24 protein-coding genes are annotated in these 21,698 nt (G+C 63.7%); 10 read left to right on the forward strand and 14 right to left on the reverse strand.

The window, feature by feature from the left end; genetic code table 11:
- Positions 1-41 precede the first annotated feature (41 nt).
- The 7 genes from F9288_RS05685 (at position 42) to F9288_RS05715 (ending at position 5,804) form a co-directional block, all read left to right on the forward strand.
- Positions 42-818: a hypothetical protein gene (locus tag F9288_RS05685; protein WP_174835740.1), complete on the forward strand. Its 777-nt coding sequence runs from the start codon at positions 42-44 to the stop codon at positions 816-818.
- 121 nt (positions 819-939) lie between these two features.
- Positions 940-1,116 (forward strand): helix-turn-helix domain-containing protein, encoded by a 177-nt coding sequence (locus F9288_RS05690; protein ID WP_174835741.1) that lies wholly within the window; start codon positions 940-942, stop codon positions 1,114-1,116.
- Between the two features lie 198 nt (positions 1,117-1,314).
- Positions 1,315-2,172, forward strand: a complete 858-nt coding sequence (locus F9288_RS05695; RefSeq protein ID WP_174835742.1) for a bifunctional DNA primase/polymerase — start codon at positions 1,315-1,317, stop codon at positions 2,170-2,172.
- Complete coding sequence (locus F9288_RS05700) at positions 2,162-3,676, forward strand: YfjI family protein (RefSeq protein WP_174835743.1); 1,515 nt, start codon at positions 2,162-2,164, stop codon at positions 3,674-3,676. The genes F9288_RS05695 and F9288_RS05700 overlap by 11 nt, the downstream gene beginning before the upstream one ends.
- Positions 3,677-3,807: 131 nt before the next feature.
- The gene (locus F9288_RS05705; RefSeq protein ID WP_174835744.1) at positions 3,808-4,221 is read left to right on the forward strand and encodes a hypothetical protein; all 414 of its coding nucleotides are present in this window, start codon (positions 3,808-3,810) and stop codon (positions 4,219-4,221) included.
- Positions 4,218-4,718 (forward strand): ImmA/IrrE family metallo-endopeptidase, encoded by a 501-nt coding sequence (locus F9288_RS05710; RefSeq protein ID WP_174835745.1) that lies wholly within the window; start codon positions 4,218-4,220, stop codon positions 4,716-4,718. Before F9288_RS05705 ends, F9288_RS05710 begins: the two co-directional genes overlap by 4 nt.
- A gap of 9 nt (positions 4,719-4,727) precedes the next feature.
- Positions 4,728-5,804 carry a beta family protein gene (locus tag F9288_RS05715; RefSeq protein WP_174835746.1) on the forward strand — a complete coding sequence of 359 codons (1,077 nt, stop codon included), beginning with the start codon at positions 4,728-4,730 and terminating at the stop codon, positions 5,802-5,804.
- Positions 5,805-6,275: 471 nt separating this feature from the next.
- On the opposite strand, the gene F9288_RS05720 is transcribed toward F9288_RS05715, so the two are convergent.
- From F9288_RS05720 to F9288_RS21915, 3 genes are all read right to left on the reverse strand, one after another.
- Positions 6,276-6,929, reverse strand: a complete 654-nt coding sequence (locus tag F9288_RS05720) for a hypothetical protein (protein WP_174835747.1) — start codon at positions 6,927-6,929, stop codon at positions 6,276-6,278.
- A 9-nt stretch (positions 6,930-6,938) separates the two neighbouring features.
- Positions 6,939-7,205 carry a hypothetical protein gene (locus F9288_RS05725; RefSeq protein WP_174835748.1) on the reverse strand — a complete coding sequence of 89 codons (267 nt, stop codon included), beginning with the start codon at positions 7,203-7,205 and terminating at the stop codon, positions 6,939-6,941.
- Between the two features lie 196 nt (positions 7,206-7,401).
- Positions 7,402-8,127, reverse strand: coding sequence for a hypothetical protein (locus F9288_RS21915; protein WP_217482584.1), 726 nt, complete (start codon positions 8,125-8,127; stop codon positions 7,402-7,404).
- Positions 8,128-8,392: 265 nt separating this feature from the next.
- On the opposite strand from F9288_RS21915, the gene F9288_RS21920 reads away from it, so the two are divergent.
- A complete protein-coding gene (locus F9288_RS21920; protein ID WP_217482585.1) occupies positions 8,393-8,851 on the forward strand; it encodes a hypothetical protein in 459 nt (152 codons plus the stop codon).
- 413 nt (positions 8,852-9,264) lie between these two features.
- Here the strand turns inward: F9288_RS21920 and F9288_RS05740 are convergent, their stop codons facing one another.
- Positions 9,265-9,816, reverse strand: coding sequence for a hypothetical protein (locus F9288_RS05740; protein WP_174835749.1), 552 nt, complete (start codon positions 9,814-9,816; stop codon positions 9,265-9,267).
- Positions 9,817-9,871: 55 nt separating this feature from the next.
- Here F9288_RS05740 and F9288_RS05745 point away from each other — a divergent pair, with 55 nt between their 5' ends.
- A complete protein-coding gene (locus tag F9288_RS05745; RefSeq protein ID WP_174835750.1) occupies positions 9,872-10,471 on the forward strand; it encodes an ATP-binding protein in 600 nt (199 codons plus the stop codon).
- Between the two features lie 302 nt (positions 10,472-10,773).
- Positions 10,774-10,959 carry a hypothetical protein gene (locus F9288_RS05750; protein WP_174835751.1) on the forward strand — a complete coding sequence of 62 codons (186 nt, stop codon included), beginning with the start codon at positions 10,774-10,776 and terminating at the stop codon, positions 10,957-10,959.
- Positions 10,960-10,998: 39 nt separating this feature from the next.
- On the opposite strand, the gene F9288_RS05755 is transcribed toward F9288_RS05750, so the two are convergent.
- From F9288_RS05755 to F9288_RS05800, 10 genes are all read right to left on the reverse strand, one after another.
- Positions 10,999-11,727 (reverse strand): RNA methyltransferase, encoded by a 729-nt coding sequence (locus F9288_RS05755; RefSeq protein ID WP_174835752.1) that lies wholly within the window; start codon positions 11,725-11,727, stop codon positions 10,999-11,001.
- Positions 11,724-12,185, reverse strand: coding sequence for a transcriptional regulator NrdR (gene nrdR, locus F9288_RS05760; protein ID WP_174835753.1), 462 nt, complete (start codon positions 12,183-12,185; stop codon positions 11,724-11,726). The genes F9288_RS05755 and nrdR overlap by 4 nt, the downstream gene beginning before the upstream one ends.
- A 122-nt stretch (positions 12,186-12,307) precedes the next feature.
- A complete protein-coding gene (locus tag F9288_RS05765) occupies positions 12,308-12,484 on the reverse strand; it encodes a small multi-drug export protein (protein ID WP_174835754.1) in 177 nt (58 codons plus the stop codon).
- An 8-nt stretch (positions 12,485-12,492) separates the two neighbouring features.
- On the reverse strand, positions 12,493-13,800 hold the full coding sequence (glyA, locus tag F9288_RS05770; RefSeq protein WP_174835755.1) for a serine hydroxymethyltransferase: 1,308 nt from the start codon (positions 13,798-13,800) through the stop codon (positions 12,493-12,495).
- Between the two features lie 15 nt (positions 13,801-13,815).
- Complete coding sequence (gene rpiB, locus F9288_RS05775) at positions 13,816-14,331, reverse strand: ribose 5-phosphate isomerase B (RefSeq protein WP_174835756.1); 516 nt, start codon at positions 14,329-14,331, stop codon at positions 13,816-13,818.
- 131 nt (positions 14,332-14,462) lie between these two features.
- The gene (locus tag F9288_RS05780) at positions 14,463-15,968 is read right to left on the reverse strand and encodes an acetyl-CoA acetyltransferase (protein ID WP_174835757.1); all 1,506 of its coding nucleotides are present in this window, start codon (positions 15,966-15,968) and stop codon (positions 14,463-14,465) included.
- 2 nt (positions 15,969-15,970) lie between these two features.
- Entirely contained in the window at positions 15,971-16,774 is an 804-nt protein-coding gene (locus F9288_RS05785; protein WP_174835758.1) for an enoyl-CoA hydratase-related protein, read from the reverse strand.
- Between the two features lie 11 nt (positions 16,775-16,785).
- A complete protein-coding gene (locus F9288_RS05790) occupies positions 16,786-19,065 on the reverse strand; it encodes a CoA transferase (RefSeq protein WP_174835759.1) in 2,280 nt (759 codons plus the stop codon).
- Complete coding sequence (locus F9288_RS05795) at positions 19,062-20,462, reverse strand: phosphotransferase family protein (protein WP_174835760.1); 1,401 nt, start codon at positions 20,460-20,462, stop codon at positions 19,062-19,064. Before F9288_RS05795 ends, F9288_RS05790 begins: the two co-directional genes overlap by 4 nt.
- Complete coding sequence (locus F9288_RS05800; protein ID WP_174835761.1) at positions 20,459-21,574, reverse strand: hypothetical protein; 1,116 nt, start codon at positions 21,572-21,574, stop codon at positions 20,459-20,461. Before F9288_RS05800 ends, F9288_RS05795 begins: the two co-directional genes overlap by 4 nt.
- Positions 21,575-21,698: the final 124 nt, after the last annotated feature.

A 21,698-nucleotide genomic window follows, 5' to 3' on the forward strand; every position in this document is an offset into this window, starting at 1 on the left:
CGCACCTTTTCGCCATGATCCGTTCCGGGTAGCCGTCTGGCATGAGTGAATATGAAAACCGCTGGCTACCCGCTGGTACAGTGCTGAGCATCGTGTCCACCCACTTTGCCGCAAGCCTTAATCTTAATCGGGATGCAGCATCCTCGCGGGCTAGAGAAGAGATACTCGAATTACTAGTCGCTGGGACATTACTCGCCAGCCCTAAGGGCTTCCTGCTGCCATTTGCTGACCAGAACACCGAAATAGAGCGATGGTTTTGGTTTCACCGCTCAGAATCCGACGGTAGGAAAACCGAAGATTATCCCGAGAGCCGTCTTGGACAAAATGTGGTGACTATACCGAGTGATTTTTGGTTGCCGTTCCGAGATTACTGTGGTGGTGCTTACGCAGATTGGAATTTAGGCAATTTTCATATCACGAAGTTTGTCGATACCAATGGAGGAGAGTTGTCTGGCAGCGCTAGAAATGTGCTTTTTGACTCGATTGATCTTCCAGCCGCTTGGGTCATGTCGTCAAAGACAACGGTGCAAGCGACGGAAACAGCATCATCCGAATCCTCCAAGAAACGTGGAGGAGGTCGTCACAGGACATGGGATTGGGATGGAGCTCTTTTGCATCTCGCAGCTGTAGCGCATCTAAACCCAGATGGCCTTCTTCGTAACAATGGAAATGAGCCCAACCAATCCGACATCGGAAAAATCTTAGGAGACTGGTTTTTTGCGCAACACGACAATTCTCCCCATGACAGCCAACTTCGCGCCTATGGTCAGAAATTTCAGGAGGCCGTAGACAAAATAAAAGCAGAAAAATCAAAATGATGACCGATTAGGCTTTTTGCTACGTCGAATTTTCCGCAATTTTCGGCAATTCTCCGCAGTCAGTCCTGTAGCGATCATCGAGAATGCACGTCGTTCAACAGCGAACGAACGGAGCATGATAATGAACGCTTTTCCACCCATCGCCTATAGCGTGCGCGATGCCTGCCGCGTGTCTTCCATCGGGCGCACCCGGCTCTATTCGCTCATCAAAGCTAAGAAGCTGGATGCCTGCAAGGTCGGCAAGCGCACGCTGATTCCGGCGGCGAGCTTGCAGCGCCTTATCGATGAGGGCTGCTGATATGAGTATGCCTTCACCCTGCGCGCGCAATCACGCACAAGAGGGCGCGCATCAATCCCTCCCAAATTCCCCCGCAAACCGCCCCGTGAACGCGATGACGCGGTCGCCCCGTTCGATCATCAATGCGCGAAATCAGGCGGGAAAATTGACGTCCCTTGGTGGGGTGAGTGCCTTCCTCCCTGCAATGGGAGGCGGAGCGTGACCGACCATAACTTTCTCACGGCAGACACCCTTATACGGGCCGGGGTGATGGTGTTTCCCTGTCAGGAGGGAGGCGCGTCCGCCAAAGCGCCATACACGCGACGGGGGTTCAAGGACGCCACAACCGACCAGCTTACGGCGGACCTCTGGTCCCTGAAATATCCGGGAGCCATATGGGGGCTGCCGTGCGCACGGAATGGCGTGTTGGTGCTGGATGCCGATCGCCATGGAAAAGGTGATGGTGTCAGCAACATAATGACTCTTTTTGAACGTCACCAATTCGATTGGTACACGGTGCCGGTCGTCGCGACCCCGAACGGCGGCTACCACTTCTACTTTAGCCGCCCTGTCGCGATGGGGCAGACCAGAGCGACTCTCTGCGAAGCCGTGGACGTTCGGGACAACGCCTTTGTGATCGGTCCCGACTGCCGGATGCTCAACGGACGCAGATACTCGCTGGTCGAAGGAACCTTGCACCAGTTTGCGGAGGCCATCGCTACTCATAGCCTGCCTGAGCCGCCCGCATGGATGATGCCGATGCTCGTTCATCCGCCCGCGCCGAAATGGGCTGGCACCCCACAGCCCGTTGCCGTTGATGACGAGGCCCTTAGAAATCAGGTCAAAGGTCTCATCCTCGCCGTTCTGCGCGCCGAAGACGGCAACCGCAACAAACTGCTTTTCTGGGCCGCCTGCCGGTTAGCCGAGATGGTGCGGGGCGACCTGCTCGATCTCGAAGTCGCGAAAATGCTGCTCGACGAGGCAGGGGCGCGGATCGGTCTCGATCCACAGGAAACACGCCGAACTACCATCAGCGGTCTTCGCACGATATTGGGGGGCGACCGCAATGCCCGCTAATCGCGCGAATCCTGCTAATTTGTCCGGGGCCGATGCCAAGGCGTTGATGATCGAGGCTGTGGCGGAGCAGGCACAAATCCCCGAGAAACGGCCCTTGTTCCGTGAGTTGCCACCTCCATCCCAATTCCCGGTCGATGCTCTCGGCCCGCTCAAGGATGCTGCGCTTGCCATTCAGTCCAGAACACAAGCGCCGATCGAGATTTGTGCGCAATCCGTGCTCGCCGTGGCGACCCTCGCGGTTCAAGCGCATATCGACGTTGATCTGCCGGGCGGCGGCACCAAGCCTGTCGTAAACATGTTCGTTTCCATCGCCGAGAGCGGCGAGCGAAAAACCAGCGTGGATAAGATCGCGCTCGCCTCCGTGCGGGACGTGGAATCGCAATGGAATAGGGACCATAAGCTCGCGACGGCAGATTACGAGAACCGTCTTGTCGCGTGGAAAACGGCCCGGGCAGGCGTCAAGAAGGGCGCCGTGCCCGATATGGTGGCCGCGCTCGGCCAGATCGGGCTGGAGCCGGAGGCTCCGCCGCATCCCATGCTAATATGCTCGGACGTGACCCCGGAAGCATTGGCCCTGCATCTTGAGAAAGGCAGGCCGATAGCAGGGCTGTTTACCGCCGAAGGCGGCATCCTTGTCGGCGGCGCTGCATTCAACGACGAGAGCCGGATGCGCACGGCGGCGTTGCTCAATAGCCTTTGGGACGGCGAACCTATCAGGCGACAGCGCGTAGGGACGGGGACGACGTTCTTGCCCGGTTGCCGCTGCTGCGCACATATTATGATGCAGCAGGTCGTCGCGGACAGGCTGCTTGGCGATTCCATGTTGGACGGCATGGGGATGCTTGCGCGGATGCTGATCGTCGCGCCTGAAAGCACGGCGGGTAGTCGGCTGTTCAAGCGCGATGTGCCCGAGAATGCCGCGATCCTTCAAGCCTACAATAATCAGATCGCGATGTTGCTGCGGATGGAGCCTGCCACCAACAACAGTCGGGAACTCGCTCCAAGAGTGCTGCCGCTGGATACCGATGCAAGCGCGGCGTGGATCATCTTTCACGATCAATGCGAGACTGCGATCCGAAAGAACGGCGAGCTCGTCACGATCAAGCCTTTCGCCGCCAAACTCGCCGAACACGCCGGGCGGCTCGCCGCCGTGCTGACCGCCTATGACGATCCACAGGCACAGGTTGTCCCTCTTTGGGCGATGGAATCGGGCATTCAACTGGCGGAGCACTATGCGATGGAGATGCTACGGCTGCATGGCGGGGCGGTTATCCCGTTGGAACTGCGCCGCGCGCAACGGCTGCTGGACTGGTGGCAACGGCGCGAGGAATCGACGCTGCATCTGGCCAACATTTACCAGAAAGGCCCTCCCGAACTGCGAGACGCCAAACCAGCCAGAGCCGCTGTGAAGGTATTGATCGAGCACGGTTGGGTCGAGCGCCTTGAGCCGGGAACGGAGGTCGAGGGCAAGCCGAGGAAGGACGTCTTTCGGTTGGTTGCGTGAACACCCTCGGCTGCACGCAGGCAAAGCGATCATTGATCGAAGCGAGCACGCTGATAGAAACGCCTCGAAGTCCGTTGACCCCAAGACGACGCGCCCATATATGTTCGCATAATGTTCCATAAGGTTGGTTGATGTCAAACGATCAGACGCGAACGCGGTTTGGCCTAGTTAAGGGGATAGGCATAGTCTTTCTGTGCCTTGTGTCAGGTGTGATCGGGGGCGGACTCACCCGACATTTTGGAACGAGCAGCTATACGCTTTCCTACGCTGATTTTATCTCCATCATGCTGACAGCCGTGTCATTGCTAATGACCGTGCTGGCCATCTTTTTGGCCGTGTTGGGCTTTGTGGGTTGGACAACCATCGAACAAAAAGTTCACAATCTAACAGATGATTTTCTCAAAAGGGGTTTTGAAAAGGGTGGACCATTGCACCAGATTCTCACGGAAATGAATAACCGTATGTACTCTGGGATTCAGGGAATAGATGAGACCACATTGAATGGTGACGATGTAATCAATGATAGTGACGGTGACACTGCATGAGCCTTCTTTCTGACAATAGGGTCAGAGAAGACGATGCCGATGTTGTTCGGCGTTTTACCGCCGAATTTCCGGTGAAAGTGGGTGAGCTTGCGAGTGAGCTTGGCCTAAAGGTGACGCGCGCGCCTCTTCTCCCCAAGATTTCCGGTCTTATCCAGCCTTCGTCAGACGCTCGCTCTGGTTTTGAAATCCGTGTGAATAAGTACGAGATACCTGAACGCCAGCGATTTACCGTTGCTCATGAGATTTCCCACTATCTGCTGCATCGGGACGATATTGGCTCCGGGGTCGTGGACAGCATCATGTATCGGTCTAATCTGACTTCACGAAAGGAAACCGAGGCTAACCGGCTTGCCGCAGACATTGTGATGCCTGCCCGAGCGGTAAGCCGAGAGTTGGAGAGGCTAGGCGGACGACGGACCGACGATGTTGTGGAAAAGCTGGCCGCTATGTTTCGGGTTTCGGTTCCTGCTATGAAAGTTCGGCTGGGGGTAGCCTAGAAGGCATAGATGCTGGAAAACTTTCCTTATTGCCCCACCCTCTACGCAAGGGTGGCCGAGATCAAAGCGCTGGCTCAGTTGCCAGCAGCAACAAAGGATCGCATTTTTCCCCTGATAATCGGTCGCCCTTGGCCAAATGCCAAATACCTCACCCGGACTTGGGAAAAAATCCACGAAGCGCTTGGAAACCGCAGATTTGCGCTGGATTTGGATGAGACCAAGCGGAATTCAGGCGGTAGTCGCCCAGCAGCAGCAGAATTCGACAGCCTGTTTTCGAGCCGCAGCGGCTTCGAAAATTACTATCAAGCCGTCTTTGATATTGCTGAAGCTATTCCAGTCCTACGAATAAGTGGAGGCGATGCAGCACAATTTGATTCCCAAGCGGAACATATCGAAAGGCTCGACCGAGGGCTTGTTGTTCGTATTGAGCATGGGAAAGTCAGCAACCCGCTTGGACTGGTCGATCAAGTGTTGGGTCGCTTTGTTGACTTATCCATATTTGTAGATGCTGGGTGGTCGCGCGACATTCTGAGCAAAGAGGTTTGGGTGTCTTCGATCATTGAACGGATTTCCCGAGATCATCCGGAAATCGAAGTTGTCGTGTCCGGCAGCAGTTTCCCAGACTCTTTTACGGGCATTGGGGAGCGCGGCGCGATCCCCGTTGAGGAACGCCACCTCTTTAACAACCTGGTTCGACGGCACAACGCCGCCACGCTGATCTATGGAGATTGGGGAAGCACACGCCCGCCCCCGCCCTCAGCCGATCAAGTGCCGATGCGGAACGTGCCTAGGATTGATTTGCCCATGTCCAGTCAGTGGATCTCGTTCCGGCGGGATCGAGATTTGCAGGACGATGAAGATTACACCGATATTGCCCAACGTGTGGTAGGAGACCCAGACTGGCCCGCCGATCTGAACATATGGGGCACTTATACGATCGGTTGGACAGCCAACGGCGAACCCGGTGCGATACGCAGTCCAGCAACTGCGGCAGCGGCGCGGATAAATATCCATCTTCACCGGCAAGCCTTCTTCGGTGCTAACGATACCATTGTTGATGGGGATGAGCCGTTCACGGACGATTGAACGGGGAACTAGGTGCAAGAGGCCAATTAGCGGATTCGCACGATTAGCAGGCACGTCGCTGTCGCACATTTATGAGCGGGTGACCGCCTAATACCCTAAAACCCGAATACCCCCTTCGTTAAACACGAAATGTGCGCCCTTGCCCGCCCTGCGGGGCGCTGCACGCGCGGGGGCACCTCCTACGGACGCCCATGCGCATATCGACGTTGTGCGGCGGGTTTGGGCGGGAAACCCCACTCGTTGCGGGTGACCTCATGCGAGGCGATGGCGGGTAAGTTTGGAACTGTCGACCAATATAAGCATTCCAGCCCGGTGAATACCGCATGGGGCTGCTAGGCGGCCAGCCATCGTCCAGCAAGGTAGAATAGAGTTCAAGAACGCATCGCCCGGAACCCGCGCAAAGGTCACAACTGGTTCCGAATCAGGGCGAGCTGTTAGCTATACCTATCAACCTATTAGCGGCGGACGAGTCTAGTGCTCGCATTTGACGGGACGGCGAGGTGACACTGGCCGAAATTTATAACCCGTCAGGCGATATGATCTTGCTGAACAGTTGTCACCTACACCGTCACTAGGAGAATACGTCACTGTCACAATGTCGCTATCTGCTGTTGATTTTACATCATCGAGAGATTCGCCATCTTGGGATTCGTCTGGTGATCCCAAAACAACTCCGGTTTTTCTGTCGTAAAACCAAATACTGGTACAACCAGTGCCGCAACTCACAGCTGACTGCACATATGTTCTGTTAAACGACGGGATGCGATCAGCAGCTTCCACGATCTCGCGCGGAACTGCATAATTACTGCCATCCACGAAATGCGGAGTTGGCGGCGGGCGCTGGGCGGTTGTTGCGTCGACTACTTCGTTTGCGTCGTTTCTTGTCACGTCGGGCGCCCTTGCTACGTCGTCACGCGCGCTCGATGCGGGGACGGGCGTTTGCACGTTCGCGGGCGTGTCGTTCGTCACGGCGCTTTTGAGCGTGGTGCTAATTGTCGAAGCGTCGCGCTGAGAGCCAATTCGTGCACTTCCACTTTGGTCGATCACGAAAATTGCGATGCCTATCCCGGTGCACACCGCGATAAAAATAATGCCTTGAACCACATGAGATCGTTTGTTGGCCATGCCTGCCTCTCACGAATGCGCGCCCGCGCGCCAATCCCGAATTTCTTCGACAAGTTCACAGTGGCGATCATGGATTGATATAAAGGTCGCGGTGAGACCGAGCATCATGATCAATCCCACGAACAGCGATATCGCGCCGAGGCCGTATAGCATCATGAGGGGAGCTATTTCCGTCGGAAGCTGACTCAATTTGAGTAATCCGTAAACGGCTCCAACGATCATAACGGCGAGTATCGCGAATATAAGATAGCGATATAGGTCGACGATAAAGCGCATCACATTCCCCTATTGGCAAGAACGATCAGTAAATTATAAGATATATATCTTGATGATATTTCTTAAGGACTACTATATGACTTCATTATTTTCAACGTAAGTTTGTCATATGACATATCGTTCGTGCCGACTAATAGATCAATGCCAGATCAATGCATTTCTTTTCCAGGGGCGAGGCGAACATTCGCCGGTTTCGTCAGCCGGAGATACGGGGAGCTACTGGCAACGCATCGGGTGCGGCGGGCTTCGCCTGACGGCCGGGCGCGGCAGTGCCCACGAGGCCGTGGAACTTGCGCCAATGCGCGTAGAGGCTTGCGGTCATCGCCATGTTGAAGCCCTCGACTTCGCCTCGTTCGAGGATTTCCTTGCGCGTGGCCGGCGCGCCCTTGTCGCGTGTGATCTCGTCTATGATCGCCCACAAGCGACCTGTGATAGTGCCTTCCGCTGGCTTGGTTACGCCGTTCCGCTTCTCGCGTTCGATCTTGGACGCCTCGGCATTTTCGATCACAGGTTCGGCGGCAAGCCGATCCCAAGCCTCTTTGAATTTGGGGTCGTCGTATGACTTGGGAATGAGCCAGTGGTTTCCATCGCCATCCCGCGTCGCTAACTGTCTCACTTCTTCAAGGCGCATGATGTAGCAAGTCGGGGTGTTAGAATTTGCATGAACAGTAATAATCCACCACTCTGATCGCAAATTTTCGAGCTTCATTCCCAATGGAACAGAGTTACGGCTACTAAGGGCCTTGGATTGTACGCCAAATTTTAGATTCTCACCCTCATCCGTTACAAACATATCTGAACCACGGGCATTGCGTATCGTCGGCGTCACATGCCATGTGCGCCGCGATAATTGCCATGCAACATAGCTGAGGCCGGCATTGCCGGTAAAATGAGGGCGGTTCTTGAAGGCGTCCAAGGCCATGGCACTCGCTCCAAATCTTGTTTTGGAGCGACCGGCCAAAGCCGGGTGTTGGAATCCCCGTGCGTAGCCCGAGGCACCGCCATTTTAGGCAAAGCCCTGGACATACGGCGGTCACCCGGCCGAGAAACTCGACCGAGCTACGCATCAAAGGGGATTCCACGCCCCACGGGCGGAATGTGCCGCGCCGCAGGTCGCTTCTGCCACTGGGAGGTTAACGGCGCAATAATGCGGGTTACGGCGGAACGTCGTCGGGGATTGTTAGTCCATGCGCAGTTGCCCCGTCCCCAACGATGCAGGAGGGCGCAATCAATTCACTTGTGCGGACTTGCCGCAACAGCCTGCCGTTTTATTACTAAAGTTGCAATTTTATCGAGATATGTTATTATTGATTGATGATAAATTTGATCAAATACGGATAGATGTTTTGAGTAATTACGATAAAAATCCGTCGGACGATGCGAATATTTTAGGGAATAATAGGGGTAATGCCGGCAAAGGTCGTCCGAAAGGCTCGCTCAACAAGGTCAATGCCAGCCTGAAGGAGATGATCCTTGGGGCGTTGAAGGACGCGGGCGGACGGAATTGGCTCGCGACACAGGCTCAGGAGAATCCGGCGGCGTTCATGGCGCTGCTCGCCAAGCTACTCCCCCTCGAACTTAAGCAGGAAGCGACTCAACCCGAGCCGCTCACGATCCGGGTGATCGGCGGCCTTCCTGACAATTGAGTTGTGGAGAAGCGCGCTCCGCAGGCGACGGAGCCATCTTGGTGCGTTGCCAAGGGGGGTAGTGCATCCGCATATTCGTTTGCCCCATGACAGACCAGCTTCTCGATTCGGCCATGAGCCACTTGCGCGCCGTTGCCGCGCATTCGCAGGATTGCACTGATTCCGAAGACGACGGCGGATTGCTGGCCCACGCAGCTTCCCGCTTACTCTCATCCACGAGGGCGCGGGGGCACGCGGTCGAAATCCTCCGCTTCGCAAAAACCGCGCTGGCCGTGCCCATTGACAGCATGGTCAAGGATATCGAAAAACCAACCGCCCATGAAATCGAGTCCGTAGTGAAGCTGCTCGCTTCACGGGAATTCCGGGCCACACCACTGCAACATCGGCTGGCCTGTCTGTGCGATATTCTGGGACTAGATGGAGCGGACCTCGCGATACTGGTCGCCGTTGCCCATTACTACCGCGACGAGCATTTGCGCTCGCTCATAAACGATACCTGTGGTTACGGCTGGAGATGCTTGCGCTCGCACGCTGTTGCCCAGATTTCCGGAATCGGCGAGGGGGAGGTGCAAGAACACCTTTCTAAACACGGGCGACTGGTCGGTATGGGGCTGGTCAGCATCGACGACAGGGACGGCGAATACCAGCAAGGCACATTGTTGAGCGACATCGCGAGTCTTCAAGGGACGCAGCGCGATGACGTGGAACGCTTCCTTGCTCCGGACGACGAAGGCACTGGCCTTGACTGGGAGGATTTCGCCCATCTTGGTTCGTTGCGTGATCTGGCCGAGCAGGTTTTGCGCTCGGGCAAGCCGGTCAGCATTCTCCTTCACGGTGAACCCGGCACCGGCAAGAGCGAATTTGCGCGTACCCTGGCGCGTCGCGTTGGGCGTGGCGCAACCTTCGCTGGTCTCGTTGGCAAGGGGGGAAACGAGGAGTCGAAACGGGATCAGCGCCTTTGGCATCTCGCCATGCTGCGCCGCATTTGCGCAAACCGGGACGACCGTATCGTGGTGGTGGATGAGGAGCCTGTTGCTTTCCGGGCCATCGGGAACGGGCAAGAGCGCCTTCGCCCGACACCTTGCCGAGCGTCTCGGGATCGAGGTCGAGGCGAAACGCGCGTCGGATCTCGTCAGTCCCTTCGTGGGCGAAACCGAGGCCAACATCGCCCGCGCCTTTGCGGCGGCGGCGCGGCGTGGGGCGATGCTGTTAATCGACGAGGCGGACAGCTTTCTCTACCGGCGTGATAACAGCCTCCGCAATTGGGAGGTGTCGCAGGTCAACGAAATGCTCTGCCAGACGGAGCGGCTGGAATCGCCGTTTGTCGCCACCACCAACCTCGCCAACCACCTCGATCCGGCAAGCCAGTGCCGCTTCACCCTTCGGGTGGCGTTTCGCACGATGACCGCTGCGCAGGTGGAACGCCTTTTCGCCGCGCGCTTCGGCATGGGGTGGCCGGCTGGCGAACCTCTGCCCGTCGATCAGACGCCGGGAGATTTCGCGGTCGTCGCCTCGCGCGCCGATCTGCTTGGTGAAGGGAATCCCGACCAGCTCGTCCGTTGGCTCCGGGATGAGGCGGAAGCACGCGATGGCGGTGCGCGCGGCCCTATTGGGTTCTAGATAGGATTCCTCTCGGGCTCGCAAACCGCCGATTGGGACGTTAACTTGGGGTGTTGCGCTCCGCGATTGCACGCCTGCGTTCGCTCACAGTCAGCAATTTTTAGGGGTACTATTGGGGGTATCGTTCAAATTCGGATTTGAAAATATAAATAATGTTCATATGGATAACCAGATATATATGATGCCGCCCCTGGCACCATTCCCCCCGCAAATGACCGAAATCGCCTCCGCCGCCATGGCCGTTGTCGAGGCTGCCGATCCATTATAAGCTCCGCCGTCCGATGCGGACGAAGGAGAAGCATATGTTGAAGGCTGCGTTCATTGCCGCGTCACTGGCTTCATTGGCGGCCGTTCCCGCCTATGCGGCCCCGTGCAAGGATGCGAAGGGCAAGTTCGTGAAATGCCCGCCCGCCAAGCCGGTCAAATGCAAGCTCGCCAACGGCAAGTTCGCCAAATGCGGCACGCCAGGCGCGAAACCGATCAAGTAAGACCAGCGACCCGCCCACCGGGAGGGGCGGGACCTGTCGTTATCGCCGTTTCGCCTTCGCCCCGGCCAGCGCCGAGAGCACCCCGCGCAGCGTGCGCACTTCCTGGCTCGACCAGCCGGGCTTGGTAAGCAGGGTGCGCAAGGTGCGCCTGGTCGCGGGGGTGCGATCGGGCGGGAAGAAGAAGTTCGCCTCCTCCAGCATCCGGTCGAGCTGGCCGATCATCCCCTCCAGCTCATCCTGCGGCGCGGGCGGGGCGAGGTCGGTTTCCGGCGGGCTGGCGAGCATCTCGCCCTTCGACCATTCATAGGCGACGAGGATCACCGCCTGCGCGAGGTTGAGACTGCCGAATTCCGGGTTGATCGGCACCGTCAGGATCTTCCGCGCCAGCGCCACGTCGTCGGTTTCCAGCCCGGAACGCTCCGGGCCGAACAGGATCGCGGCGCGCTCGCGTACGCCACGTATCTCGCGCGCGGCGGCCTCGGGGGTGACGACCGGCTTGGTCACGCCGCGCTTGCGCACCGTCGTCGCATAGACGTGCGCGCAATCCGCCACCGCGTCGGCGACGTTGTCGAACAGCTTCGCGCCCTCCAGCACCATGTCGGCGCCCGAGGCGGCGGGGCCGGCGAGCGGGTTGGGCCAGCCGTCACGCGGGGAGACGAGCCGCATCTCGGTGAGGCCGAAGTTGAGCATCGCGCGTGCCGCCTTGCCGATATTCTGGGCGAGCTGCGGGCGGACGAGGACGATGACGGGCGGCGGGACGACGCTCATCCGCGTCCGGCTTCCTCGACCGTACCGGCGAATTCCTCGAAATCCTTCGCCTCGTTGAAGTCGCGATAGACCGAGGCGAAGCGGATATAGGCGACCGAATCGAGGCCCTTCAGCCCCTCCATCACCATCTCGCCGATCCGCTGGGAGGTGACCTCGCCGTCGCCGCTGGTCTCGAGCTGGCGCTGGATGCCGGAGACGAGCCGCTCGATCGCCACGCCGTCCACCGGCCGCTTGCGCGCGGCCACGCCGATCGAGCGCACCAGCTTCTCGCGCTCGAATGGCTCGCGGCGGTCCTGGCTCTTGATGACGATCAGCTCGCGGAGCTGGATGCGCTCGAAGGTGGTGAAGCGCGCGGCGCAGCCCTCGCACTGGCGGCGGCGGCGGATCGCCGCGCCGTCGTCGGTCGGGCGGCTGTCCTTCACCTGGCTCGCGTCGTGGCCGCAGAACGGGCAGCGCATCTGGCTTTCATTCCCTCAAGCACGAAGCGGGACCGCCCGCTCCCCCGCCGGCCTCTCCCACAGCTTGCGCGCGATGGGAAGGGCGGACGAGAAAGCGGACGGTGCGCGTCGTTCGAAAAGGATCAGGCCTTGTCGCGCCTCGCATAGGCGACGCCGGCGCCGACGATCGCGCCGAGCACCGGGCCGACGAAGGGCAGCGGGATCGCCAGCACCGCGCCGATCGCGCCATATTTGGCCATCTTCTTGCCGAGGCCCGGCGTGTTCTTCACATTGTCCTGCACTTCGTCGATCTTCGACATGTCATCCCTCACTGGTAGATCGGGAAACGAGCGCACAAGGCGCGAACTCGTTCCCTGACATGCGCCTCGACCTGCGCGTCGCCGGCTTCGCCGTTCTTGGCGAGGCCATCGAGCACGTCCGCCACCATGTTGCCGATCTCGCGGAATTCGGCGGTGCCGAAGCCGCGCGTCGTGCCGGCGGGCGAGCCGACGCGGATCCCGCTGGTCTTGACCGGGGGCAGCGGATCGTTGGGGATGCCGTTCTTGTTGCAGGTGATGCCGGCGCGCTCCAGCGCCTCGTCGGCGTCCTTGCCGGTGACGCCGAGCGGGGTGAGGTCGATCAGCGCGAGATGCGTGTCGGTGCCGCCCGAGACGACGCGCGCGCCGCGCTCCGCCAGCGTGGCGGCCAGCACCTTGGCGTTCGCGATGATCGCGGCGGCGTAGGTCTTGAAGTCCGGCCGCAGCGCCTCGCCGAACGCTACCGCCTTCGCCGCGACGACATGCATCAGCGGGCCGCCCTGGAGGCCGGGGAACACCGCCGAGTTGATCTTCTTCGCTACGCCCTCGTCATCGGTGAACACCGCGCCGCCGCGCGGGCCGCGCAGCGTCTTGTGCGTGGTGGTGGTGACGACATGGGCGTGGCCGAACGGCGTGGGATGGACGCCGCCCGCGACCAGCCCGGCGAAATGCGCCATGTCGACCATGAAGAACGCGCCCACCTCATCGGCGATCTTGCGGAAGCGGGCGAAATCGATGTGGCGCGGATAGGCCGAGCCGCCGGTGATGATGAGCTTCGGCTGATGCTCGCGCGCAAGGCGCTCGACCTGATCGTAATCGATCAGGTGCGTGTCCGGCGTCACGCCATATTGCACGGCGTTGAACCACTTGCCCGACATCGCCGCCTTCGCGCCGTGCGTCAGGTGGCCGCCCGAATCGAGGCTGAGGCCCATGATCGTGTCGCCCGGCCTGGTCAGCGCCAGCATCACCGCGCCGTTCGCCTGCGCGCCCGAATGCGGCTGGACGTTGGCGAAGCCGCAGCCGAACAGCTCCTTGGCGCGGTCGATCGCGAGCTGCTCCACCTCGTCGGAGGGGTGGCAGCCCTGATAGTAACGCTTGCCGGGATAGCCTTCGGCATATTTGTTGGTAAAGACGCTGCCCTGCGCTTCCAGCACGGCCTTGGAGACGATGTTCTCGGAGGCGATCAGCTCGATCTGCGTCTGCTCGCGCTCCAGCTCATGCTCGACGCCCTTGAACACAGCGGGGTCGGCGTCGGCGAGGCAGCGCGTGAAGAAGCCGTCCGGCTGCACGTCGTTGAGATTGGCGGGGTTCGTGCTCATGCTGGCTCCTTTGGATCAAGAGGCGGCGCCGGCTCGCTCCCCCACCCCGCCTCCCACAGCGTATCCTGATTGGGAGGCGGGGTGGGGGAGCGAGCCGGCGCCGCCAGCAGACAGTTTATCGACGCGGTGCTGATGGCGGCCGCCCTCGAAGTCGGTCGAGAGGAAGGCGGCGAGGCAGGCCTTGGCCATCTCCGGCCCGATCAGCCGCGCGCCCATCGCGATGGCGTTGGCATCGTTGTGAGTGCGCGCCAGCGCGGCGGAGAGCGGCTCGCTGACCAATGCGCAGCGGCAGGCCGGATTGCGGTTGGCCGCGATCGCGATGCCGATGCCGGAGCCGCACAGCGCCACGCCGCGTTCGGCGCGGCCGTCCGCCAGCGCGGCGGCGACGGCGTGGCCGTAATCGGGATAATCGACGCTCGCGCCGCCGTTGGTGCCGAGGTCGAGCACGTCATGGCCGCCCTCGCGCAGCCATTCGGCGAGCATGGTCTTCAGCTCGACGGCGGCGTGGTCGGACGCAATGGCGATGCGCATCGGCGGCGCTTTCCTGAAAGGCGGTGAACGGATGCCCGCGCCTTTAGCGGCGCCGGCACGCGAATGCCACCGTTGAAGCGCGCGAACAGCGCTTCTTGTCGCCTTGCCTCGCTCCGGTCGGGTCTGGGGCGCTACGCCCGTCGCCAGACCTTCATGTCGCCCGCCGCGACCACCTCGCCTTTCGTCCCGACCGGCTCGGTCGCGCCGTCGGTGAGGAAAGCGATCGTCGCCGCATCCTCGCCCGGCACCTGCGCCAGCGTGCGGTTGCCGTCCGGCAGCCGCGCGACCACCACGCCGGACTTCGGCTTGCCGTCGCGGGCGTAGAACACCGTATAGGTCTCGATCTGCGCCGGCCCGGCATAATCCTTCACCAGTTCCGGCACGCGCCCGCGCGCGGCATCGGCTTCGGCCTGGCAGTCGAACGCATGCGCCTCGCCCGCGCCGGGCAGCGGCTCCATGCCGAGCACGATCGCGTGGTTGTGCGTGGCATAGCCGCCGTTGGCGAACAGCAGGCCCTTCTTCCCCGCCCCGGCGCGGAGCGCGTCGACCATCTCCGCGACGGCGTGGCTCATGTAATTGCCGATCGGGCCGCCGCCGAAGGTGAGGCCGCCGAACACCGTCGCCGGCTTGTCGAGCGGCCAGCCGATCACGCGCCGCGCCATCTTCGGCACGCAGGGGAAGCAGGAATAGAGCTCGGCGAGGTCGAGGTCGTCGGCCGTCAACTCGTTCCATTCCAGCGTGCGCCTGAGGCACACTTCCATGCTCGGCGATTTGTCGTAGCGGTCGCGCGCCATGAAATCGTCCGCCTCGTGCGCGCTCGCGCCGCGCCCGACATAGACGATCCGCGCTTCCGGCACCCCGCGCCGCCGCGCCTCGGCGAGGCTGGTGACGATGAAGCCCGCGCCCTGGTTGACACTGGAATTGGCGACCATCAGCTTGGTGTAGGGGAAAGCGATCGGGCGATTGTCGGCGGTCGGCTCGATCACCTCGGCCGGCGTCTTCGGCGCGTGGATCCATGCCGCCGGCGTCTCGTTCGCGACGCGGCTGAAGCGCGACCAGATCTCGCCCGATTCGCGCTGCCCTTCGGCGAGCGTCTGGCCGTAGGCGGCGCGGCCGGCATTCTCGTAGAGCGGATAGACATCGACCGGCGCGGTGAGGCCATGGACCTGCCGGTATCCCGGCGGGCGGCCCTTCGCGAGGTTGCGGATCGGGTTCTGGTCCGCCACCGCCGTCCTGGCTGCGAGCGCGGCGCGCTGGCTGGCGGTGCGCAGCGCCTCGCCGCCGGTCACCGCCGCGACCCTGATCTCGCCGCGCGCGATGCGGTTGGCGGCCTCGTTCAATAGCAGGATCGGGCTGTCGCCGTTCGGGCCGGCCGATTCATAGACGATGCGTGCCTGTGAGCCGATCCCGTCCGCCACTTTCTGCGCCAGCGGATTTTCCTGCCGGAAGCTGATCTGCTGCACCACCGCGACGGATTCGACGTCACGCAGCCAGCCGCCGCCGGCATCGCGGTCCGCCTCCTCCAGCGCCGCGACCATCAGGCCGAGCGAGTCGAGTCCCTGCATCGGATCGGCGGGCCGGTCGTTGACCTGCCCCACGCCGACGATGACGGCGATGCGTTCGGGATCGGCCGCCATGCTCAGCGCGCCTTCCACACCGGCGCGCGCTTCTCGGCGAAGGCCTTCGGCCCCTCGCGCGAATCCTCGCTGGTGAAGACGATCTTCGCCTCGGCGCGGTTCTGCGCCCATGCCGCCTCGTCGCGCGCCACCTTGCCGTCGACGATTCCCAGCGCCATCCGCTTCGACGCCTGCACCGAAAGCGGGGCGTTGACCGTGATCCGCGCCGCCAGCGCGAAGGCGGTGTCGAGCAGCGCCTCGCGCGGGGCGATCGCGTTGACGAGGCCGAGTTCCAGCGCGCGCTGAGCGGTAATCGGGTCGCCCGTCAGGATCATCTCCATCGCGATCTTCTTCGGCAATTGCTCGGGCAGGCGGAACACGCCGCCGGCCGCCGCGAACAGCCCGCGCTTCGGTTCGGGCAGGCCGAATTGCGCGCTGTCCACCGCCACCGCCAGGTCGCAGGCGAGCGTGATCTCCAGCCCGCCGCCCAGCGCCGTGCCGTTGACGCAGGTGATCACCGGCTTGGAGATGGCGTGGCTGACGATGCCGGCGAAACCCCACGCCTGCTTGGCCTTGTCGTCCGGCGTCAGGCTCTCACCGCGCGACAGCGCCACGAGGTCCGCCCCGGCGCAGAACGACTTGTCGCCCGCGCCGGTGACGATGACGCAGCGGATCTCGGGGTCCGCGTCCGCCGCCTCCAGCGCGTCGCCGACGCCTTCGTGGACGAAGCGGTTGACCGCGTTGCGCGCCTCCGGGCGGTTGATCGTGACCAGCATCACGTTGCCGCGCGTCTCGACCGTCACCGCGTCATTACCAAGTTGAGTCATGATCCGTTCCTTCAAGCTGCCTGTTCGATGATCCTGTCGGCGAGGAGCGCGGCGACGGCCGCCGGGTCCAGCCCCAGCCAGTCCGCGACGACCGCCGCACTGTCCTCGCCGATGCGCGGTGCCGGGCGTTGGTCCGGGTCCGGCAGGCGCTCCGAGCGCGTCGCGCGTCCCTCGACGATGAAAGGCGCGGCGATCAGCGGATGCGTCGCCGCGCGGAAGGTGCCGAGCGCGTGATATTGCGGACTGTCCGGCATGTCGGTGACACGCATCATCATCCCCGCCGGCACGCCCGCCGCCTGGAGCAGCGCCATCGCTTCCTCCGGCGAGTGGCGCGCCGCCCATTGCTCCGCCGCCGCGCGTCCCTCCCCGGCGATTCCGGCCAGCGCGGCGCGATCGGCGGCGTCGCGGATCGTCACGACGCAATATTCGTCGTCGCCGGCGCAGGGCAGCAGCCAGTCCTCGGCCGCCTCCCCCGGCTCCGGCGCCAGCCCCGCCGCTTCGGCGCCGAGCGCGGCGATCTCCGCGCCCTTCTGCGCCAGCATCACCTCGGCCTGGCTGACGCTGGCGCCGCCGCCGCGCCCGGTGCGCATCCGGCGGATCAGCAGCGCGGCGGCCGCGCACGCCCCGATCCGCGCCGCGACGTGATCGGGATAGACCGTGATCGCGTCCGAGAAGCTCTCCGGCTCGCCGGGAGAGACCCATTGCTTCGTCAGCCCCGCCGAGCAGCGCACCAGCGGGCCATAGCCGAGCCGGTCGGACCACGGCCCGGTCGGGCCGAAGGCGGAACTGTCCACCGTCACGAGGCGCGGATTGGCCGCCGCCAGCGTATCCGCGTCGAAGCCGAGCGACGCCAGCGTCCCCGGCTTGAAGTTCGAGCACAGCACGTCCGCCCGCCGCACCAGATCGAGGAACAGCGCCTTGCCGCGTTCGCTCCTCAGGTCGATCGCCAGCCCGCGCTTGTTGCGATGCCCGGCGGCAAAGGTGAGCGACACCGGCGCATTGTCGCGCGACTGGCGCTGGCCGTCGGGGAAGGCGCCGTTCTCGACCTTCACCACCTCCGCGCCGAGGTCCGCGAACAGCCGACCGGTGTCGCCGCCGACGACGATGACGCCCATGTCGAGTACCTTCAGCCCCGCGAACGGCATGGCGGCGGGCGGCGGCGCGTCGAATGCCGGGCGCGCGCTTTCGAAATGCGCGTCGCCGCCCGGCGCGGGGGCGGGGCCGCGGATGCCGGCGCGGGCGCCGTCGATCTCCACCACGCCGTTGGGGAAGGGCAGGCTGACGCCGGGCGAAACCTCGACCGGCGCGAAGGCCCGGCGCGCGGCCATCTGCGGCGTCGCGATCGCCTCGCCCACGTCGAGCAGGCCGGCGGCGGGCACGCCATGCGCCACCGCGCCCGCCTCGATCTCCGCGCGGGTCATCGGCGCGAGGAAGCGGGCGAACGCCTCCAGCAGCGCGGTGGAGCGATAGCGCGTCGGCAGCTTCTCCCATTCCGGCCCGGCGAACTCGGGCGGCTCGCCCATCCAGCGGAACATGCCGCGCCACTGCCGCGGCGCGAGGACGCACAGGCGCGCGAAGCCGTCGGCGCAGCGGAAGATCGGATAGCGGTGGCGCTCGTCGGTGCGGCCGCGCGCCAACTTCCACAGCGGCACGCCCGATTGCGCGCTGCCCGACAGGCCGTAGCCAGGATCGAGCGCCTGCATCGCCGCCTCCAGCAATGCCACCTCGAGCCGGTCGCCCGTGCCGGTGCGCAGCCGCGCGGTGAAGGCGGCGAGCGCGAGCCAGGCGATCTGCGGCGCGGCGGTCTGGAAGGTCAGCTCGCCCGGCGGGAGCAGCGGGGGCCGGCCCGGCAGGCCGGAGCGGGAGAGGCCGCCGGTCAGCGCGTGGAGCACCGCGTCGCTGGCGCGCCAGTTCCGCCACGGCCCCTGTTCGCCGAAGTCGCTGATCGAGACGACCACCAGCGCGGGATTGGCCGTGCGGACGGCGTCGAGATCCAGCCCCGGCAGCCGCGCCTCCAGCAATATGTCGGCTTCCCGCGCCAGCGCAGCGAAACGCGCCGCGTCGGCGGGCAGGTCTATCGTCGCCGCGCGCTTGCCGAGGCTGGCGGCGGCGAAGGCCAGCCCGACGCCATCGAGCGTCACGCCGGCCGTGCGGTCCGCGCCGCCGCCGCGCGGCTCGACGCGGATCACCTCCGCGCCCAGCTCGCCGAGGAAACGCCCGATCGCGCCGAGCGGCCCCGGCACCGCGTCCAGCACGCGCACTCCGGCGAGCGGCAGGTCGGTTGACGTCATGCCGGCCACGCCAGCTCCCGCCGCGAGGCGCCGCGCAGGTAGAAGTCGAGGAACGCGCTGTCGTCCGCCCCCCGCGCCGCGACGCGATCATGCTCGGCGATTAGCGCGCGGGACAGCACCGCCCAGCGCGCGTCGAGCGCCGGGAGCGTCATCGCCATATCTTCCTCCATCGTATCGCCGAGCAGCACCCGCATCTCCGCGATGTCGAGGAGCCGCCACGCCGCCGCTTTCTCCGCCTCCTGCGCGGCGAGCAGCGCGAGCAGCCCGGCGCCACCCAGCGTCGCGCCGCCGAACGCATCGGTGACGCCCGCCGCCTGCCCCGCGCTAGCGGCGATGATCCCCGCGCCGGTCAGGACATGGCCGAGTTGGCTCTGCGTCTCGGCGGGCGGCTCTGGCGTGGTCGGGCGGCCGGCGAGCATCGTCGCGATCACCGCATCCTGCCGCCGCCCGACATACCAGCCGGACAGGCCGAGCACCGGATCGGTCCGCCCGCCGTCGACGAACTCGCGGAAGGCGGAAATCCAGATCGCCGCGCCTTTCACCGCGTTGAACAGCAGCCACCAGTCGAGCGCCGCGCGGTCGACCGTCAGCCCGCTCGCCTCGCGCCAGACCGCCAACGCGCGCTCGTGCGACGTCATGCCGCAGGCGCGGCCGGGCTGGAAATGGTCCCACACCGGATTGAGCGCCCAGCCGAGGTCCTCCAGCGGATCGCCGAGGTGCGCCATCTCCCAGTCGAACATCGCGAGCATCCGCCCGGCGCCGTCGTGCATCATGTTGCCGGAGCGATAGTCGCCGTGGACGATGGCGATGCGCTGCGCGGGCGGCGGCGGGGCGGCGCGCAGCCGGCGGATCGCCGCGCGGATGATCGGCTGAGGCAGGAACGAATCCGCTTCGATCACGCCTTCCCAATAATCGAGCGCGATGCGCCAGCAATCCTCCGGTGCCGGCGCGGGGAGGTGCGCCGCCAGCGGCGAGCCGGCGGGATCGTGTGCCGCGAGCCGGCCGAGGCTGGCGAAGAACTGCTCGCCCAACGCCTCGGCATGATCGCCGAAACCGGCGCGGTCGAACGGGCTGACCACTTGCCCGTCGTCGATCCGCTCCATTACGAAGAACGGCCGCTCCAGTTCCGCGCCCTCGCGCTCCAGCGCCACGGCGGCGGGCACGGGAACCACGCCGGCGGCGCTCTGATAGGCGCGGAACTCTGTCTCGCTCTCGGTGTCGATCAGGCCGGTCGCCGGCTCGCGGCGCAGGATGAGGCGCCGTCGCTCGCCATCGACGAAAGCGTCGAAGCGATAGGTCTCGCGGCTCGCCCCGCCGGGGATGCGCGCGAGATCGCGGATCACCACCGGCGTATTCCACAGGCGTGAAAGATAGGCCTCGATCCGTGGACCGATCATCGCGCCGGGTCCAGCACGTCGCGGAAGCCGGATGGCGCGTGCGGTCCCATCACCAGTTGCTCCAGCACACCGCGCCCGCGACGCACCGATCCGTCCGGCGCGGTCATCGTCACCCCGACCAGGGCCTGGATGTGGAGATGGTGCGGCAGCATCGGATCGAGTTCGGCGGGCACGAAATCCTCGCGCTCCACTGTCGGCGCCTCGCCGTGGTGGCGACCGTGCGCCCATTTCGGATGGCCGTAGCCGAGACCGAGCATCTGGAAGGTCGGGCCGATATCGAACGTGATTCGCGTCTCCCCGTCGCCGTCACGCAGCGACAGCGCGGCGTGCTCGGCGTGGCGCGTGCCCTTGCGCCAGTCGATCGCATAATCCACCGTTTCGTAATGCCGCTCGTCGGCGATGCCGCCGCCCTCCGGCCGCCATGTCGCGCGGCGGTTCCAGAAGCGGCCGTGCGCGTCGTCATTGGTGTGGCAGTAAAGCTCCCCGCCTTCCATCACGCAGGGGCTCCATAGCCAGAAGAATTGCGGCGCCAGCGGCGGGCTGGCCGGCTGCGCGTCGGGCGCGCCGATCGGGCGCACGCCCCACGAGCGGTCACGCGTGCCGACCCAGCCGCTCACCTCGACGCGCTCGCCGTCCAGCTCGATCCAGCCGGAATAGCGCCCGTTCTGCGTCAGCCGCGTCACGTCCATCAGCACGCGCGGGCCGTTGCGGCGGGTGAAGCGCGGCTCCTCCAGCGGGAAGGCGCGGCCGGTGAAGGTGATGTCGGCGCGGATCTTCTCGCCGGGCGCGTCCACGGTGAGACGGAGCACCCTCAGCGGCTCGACGACCTCGATCGCGATCGGCCCGACCCGCGTATCCATCCGCTCCATGCCGAGCCCGCGACTCGCGTGGAGGTTCACCTGCCGCCCGCCGATCAGCACGCAGAAGGCCGCGTCGATCACGTTGAGATGCGGATAGACCCCCAGCGCGGCGGCGAAGAAGCCGTCCGTGCCCGCGTCGGCCGGGTAGCCGTTGAAGAAATAGCGGTCGTAGAAATTGCGGTCCGTTCCCGCATAGGCGACCGGCTCCGCCGTCTGGTGGATCGGATAATCGTCGCCCTTCGTCAGCACCATGCCCGCTCTCCTTCGGGTCGCATTCTGCCGTCGCGTCGTCCCCGGTTGGACCAGCGGCAAGGGCCGTGTCAATCAAACAATAACAGAAGTTATGCCGAGGGGCTTCAGCGGCGAATGCGCCGCA

It is taken from the genome of Sphingomonas sp. CL5.1 (genome assembly GCF_013344685.1).
Lineage (GTDB): Bacteria > Pseudomonadota > Alphaproteobacteria > Sphingomonadales > Sphingomonadaceae > Sphingomonas.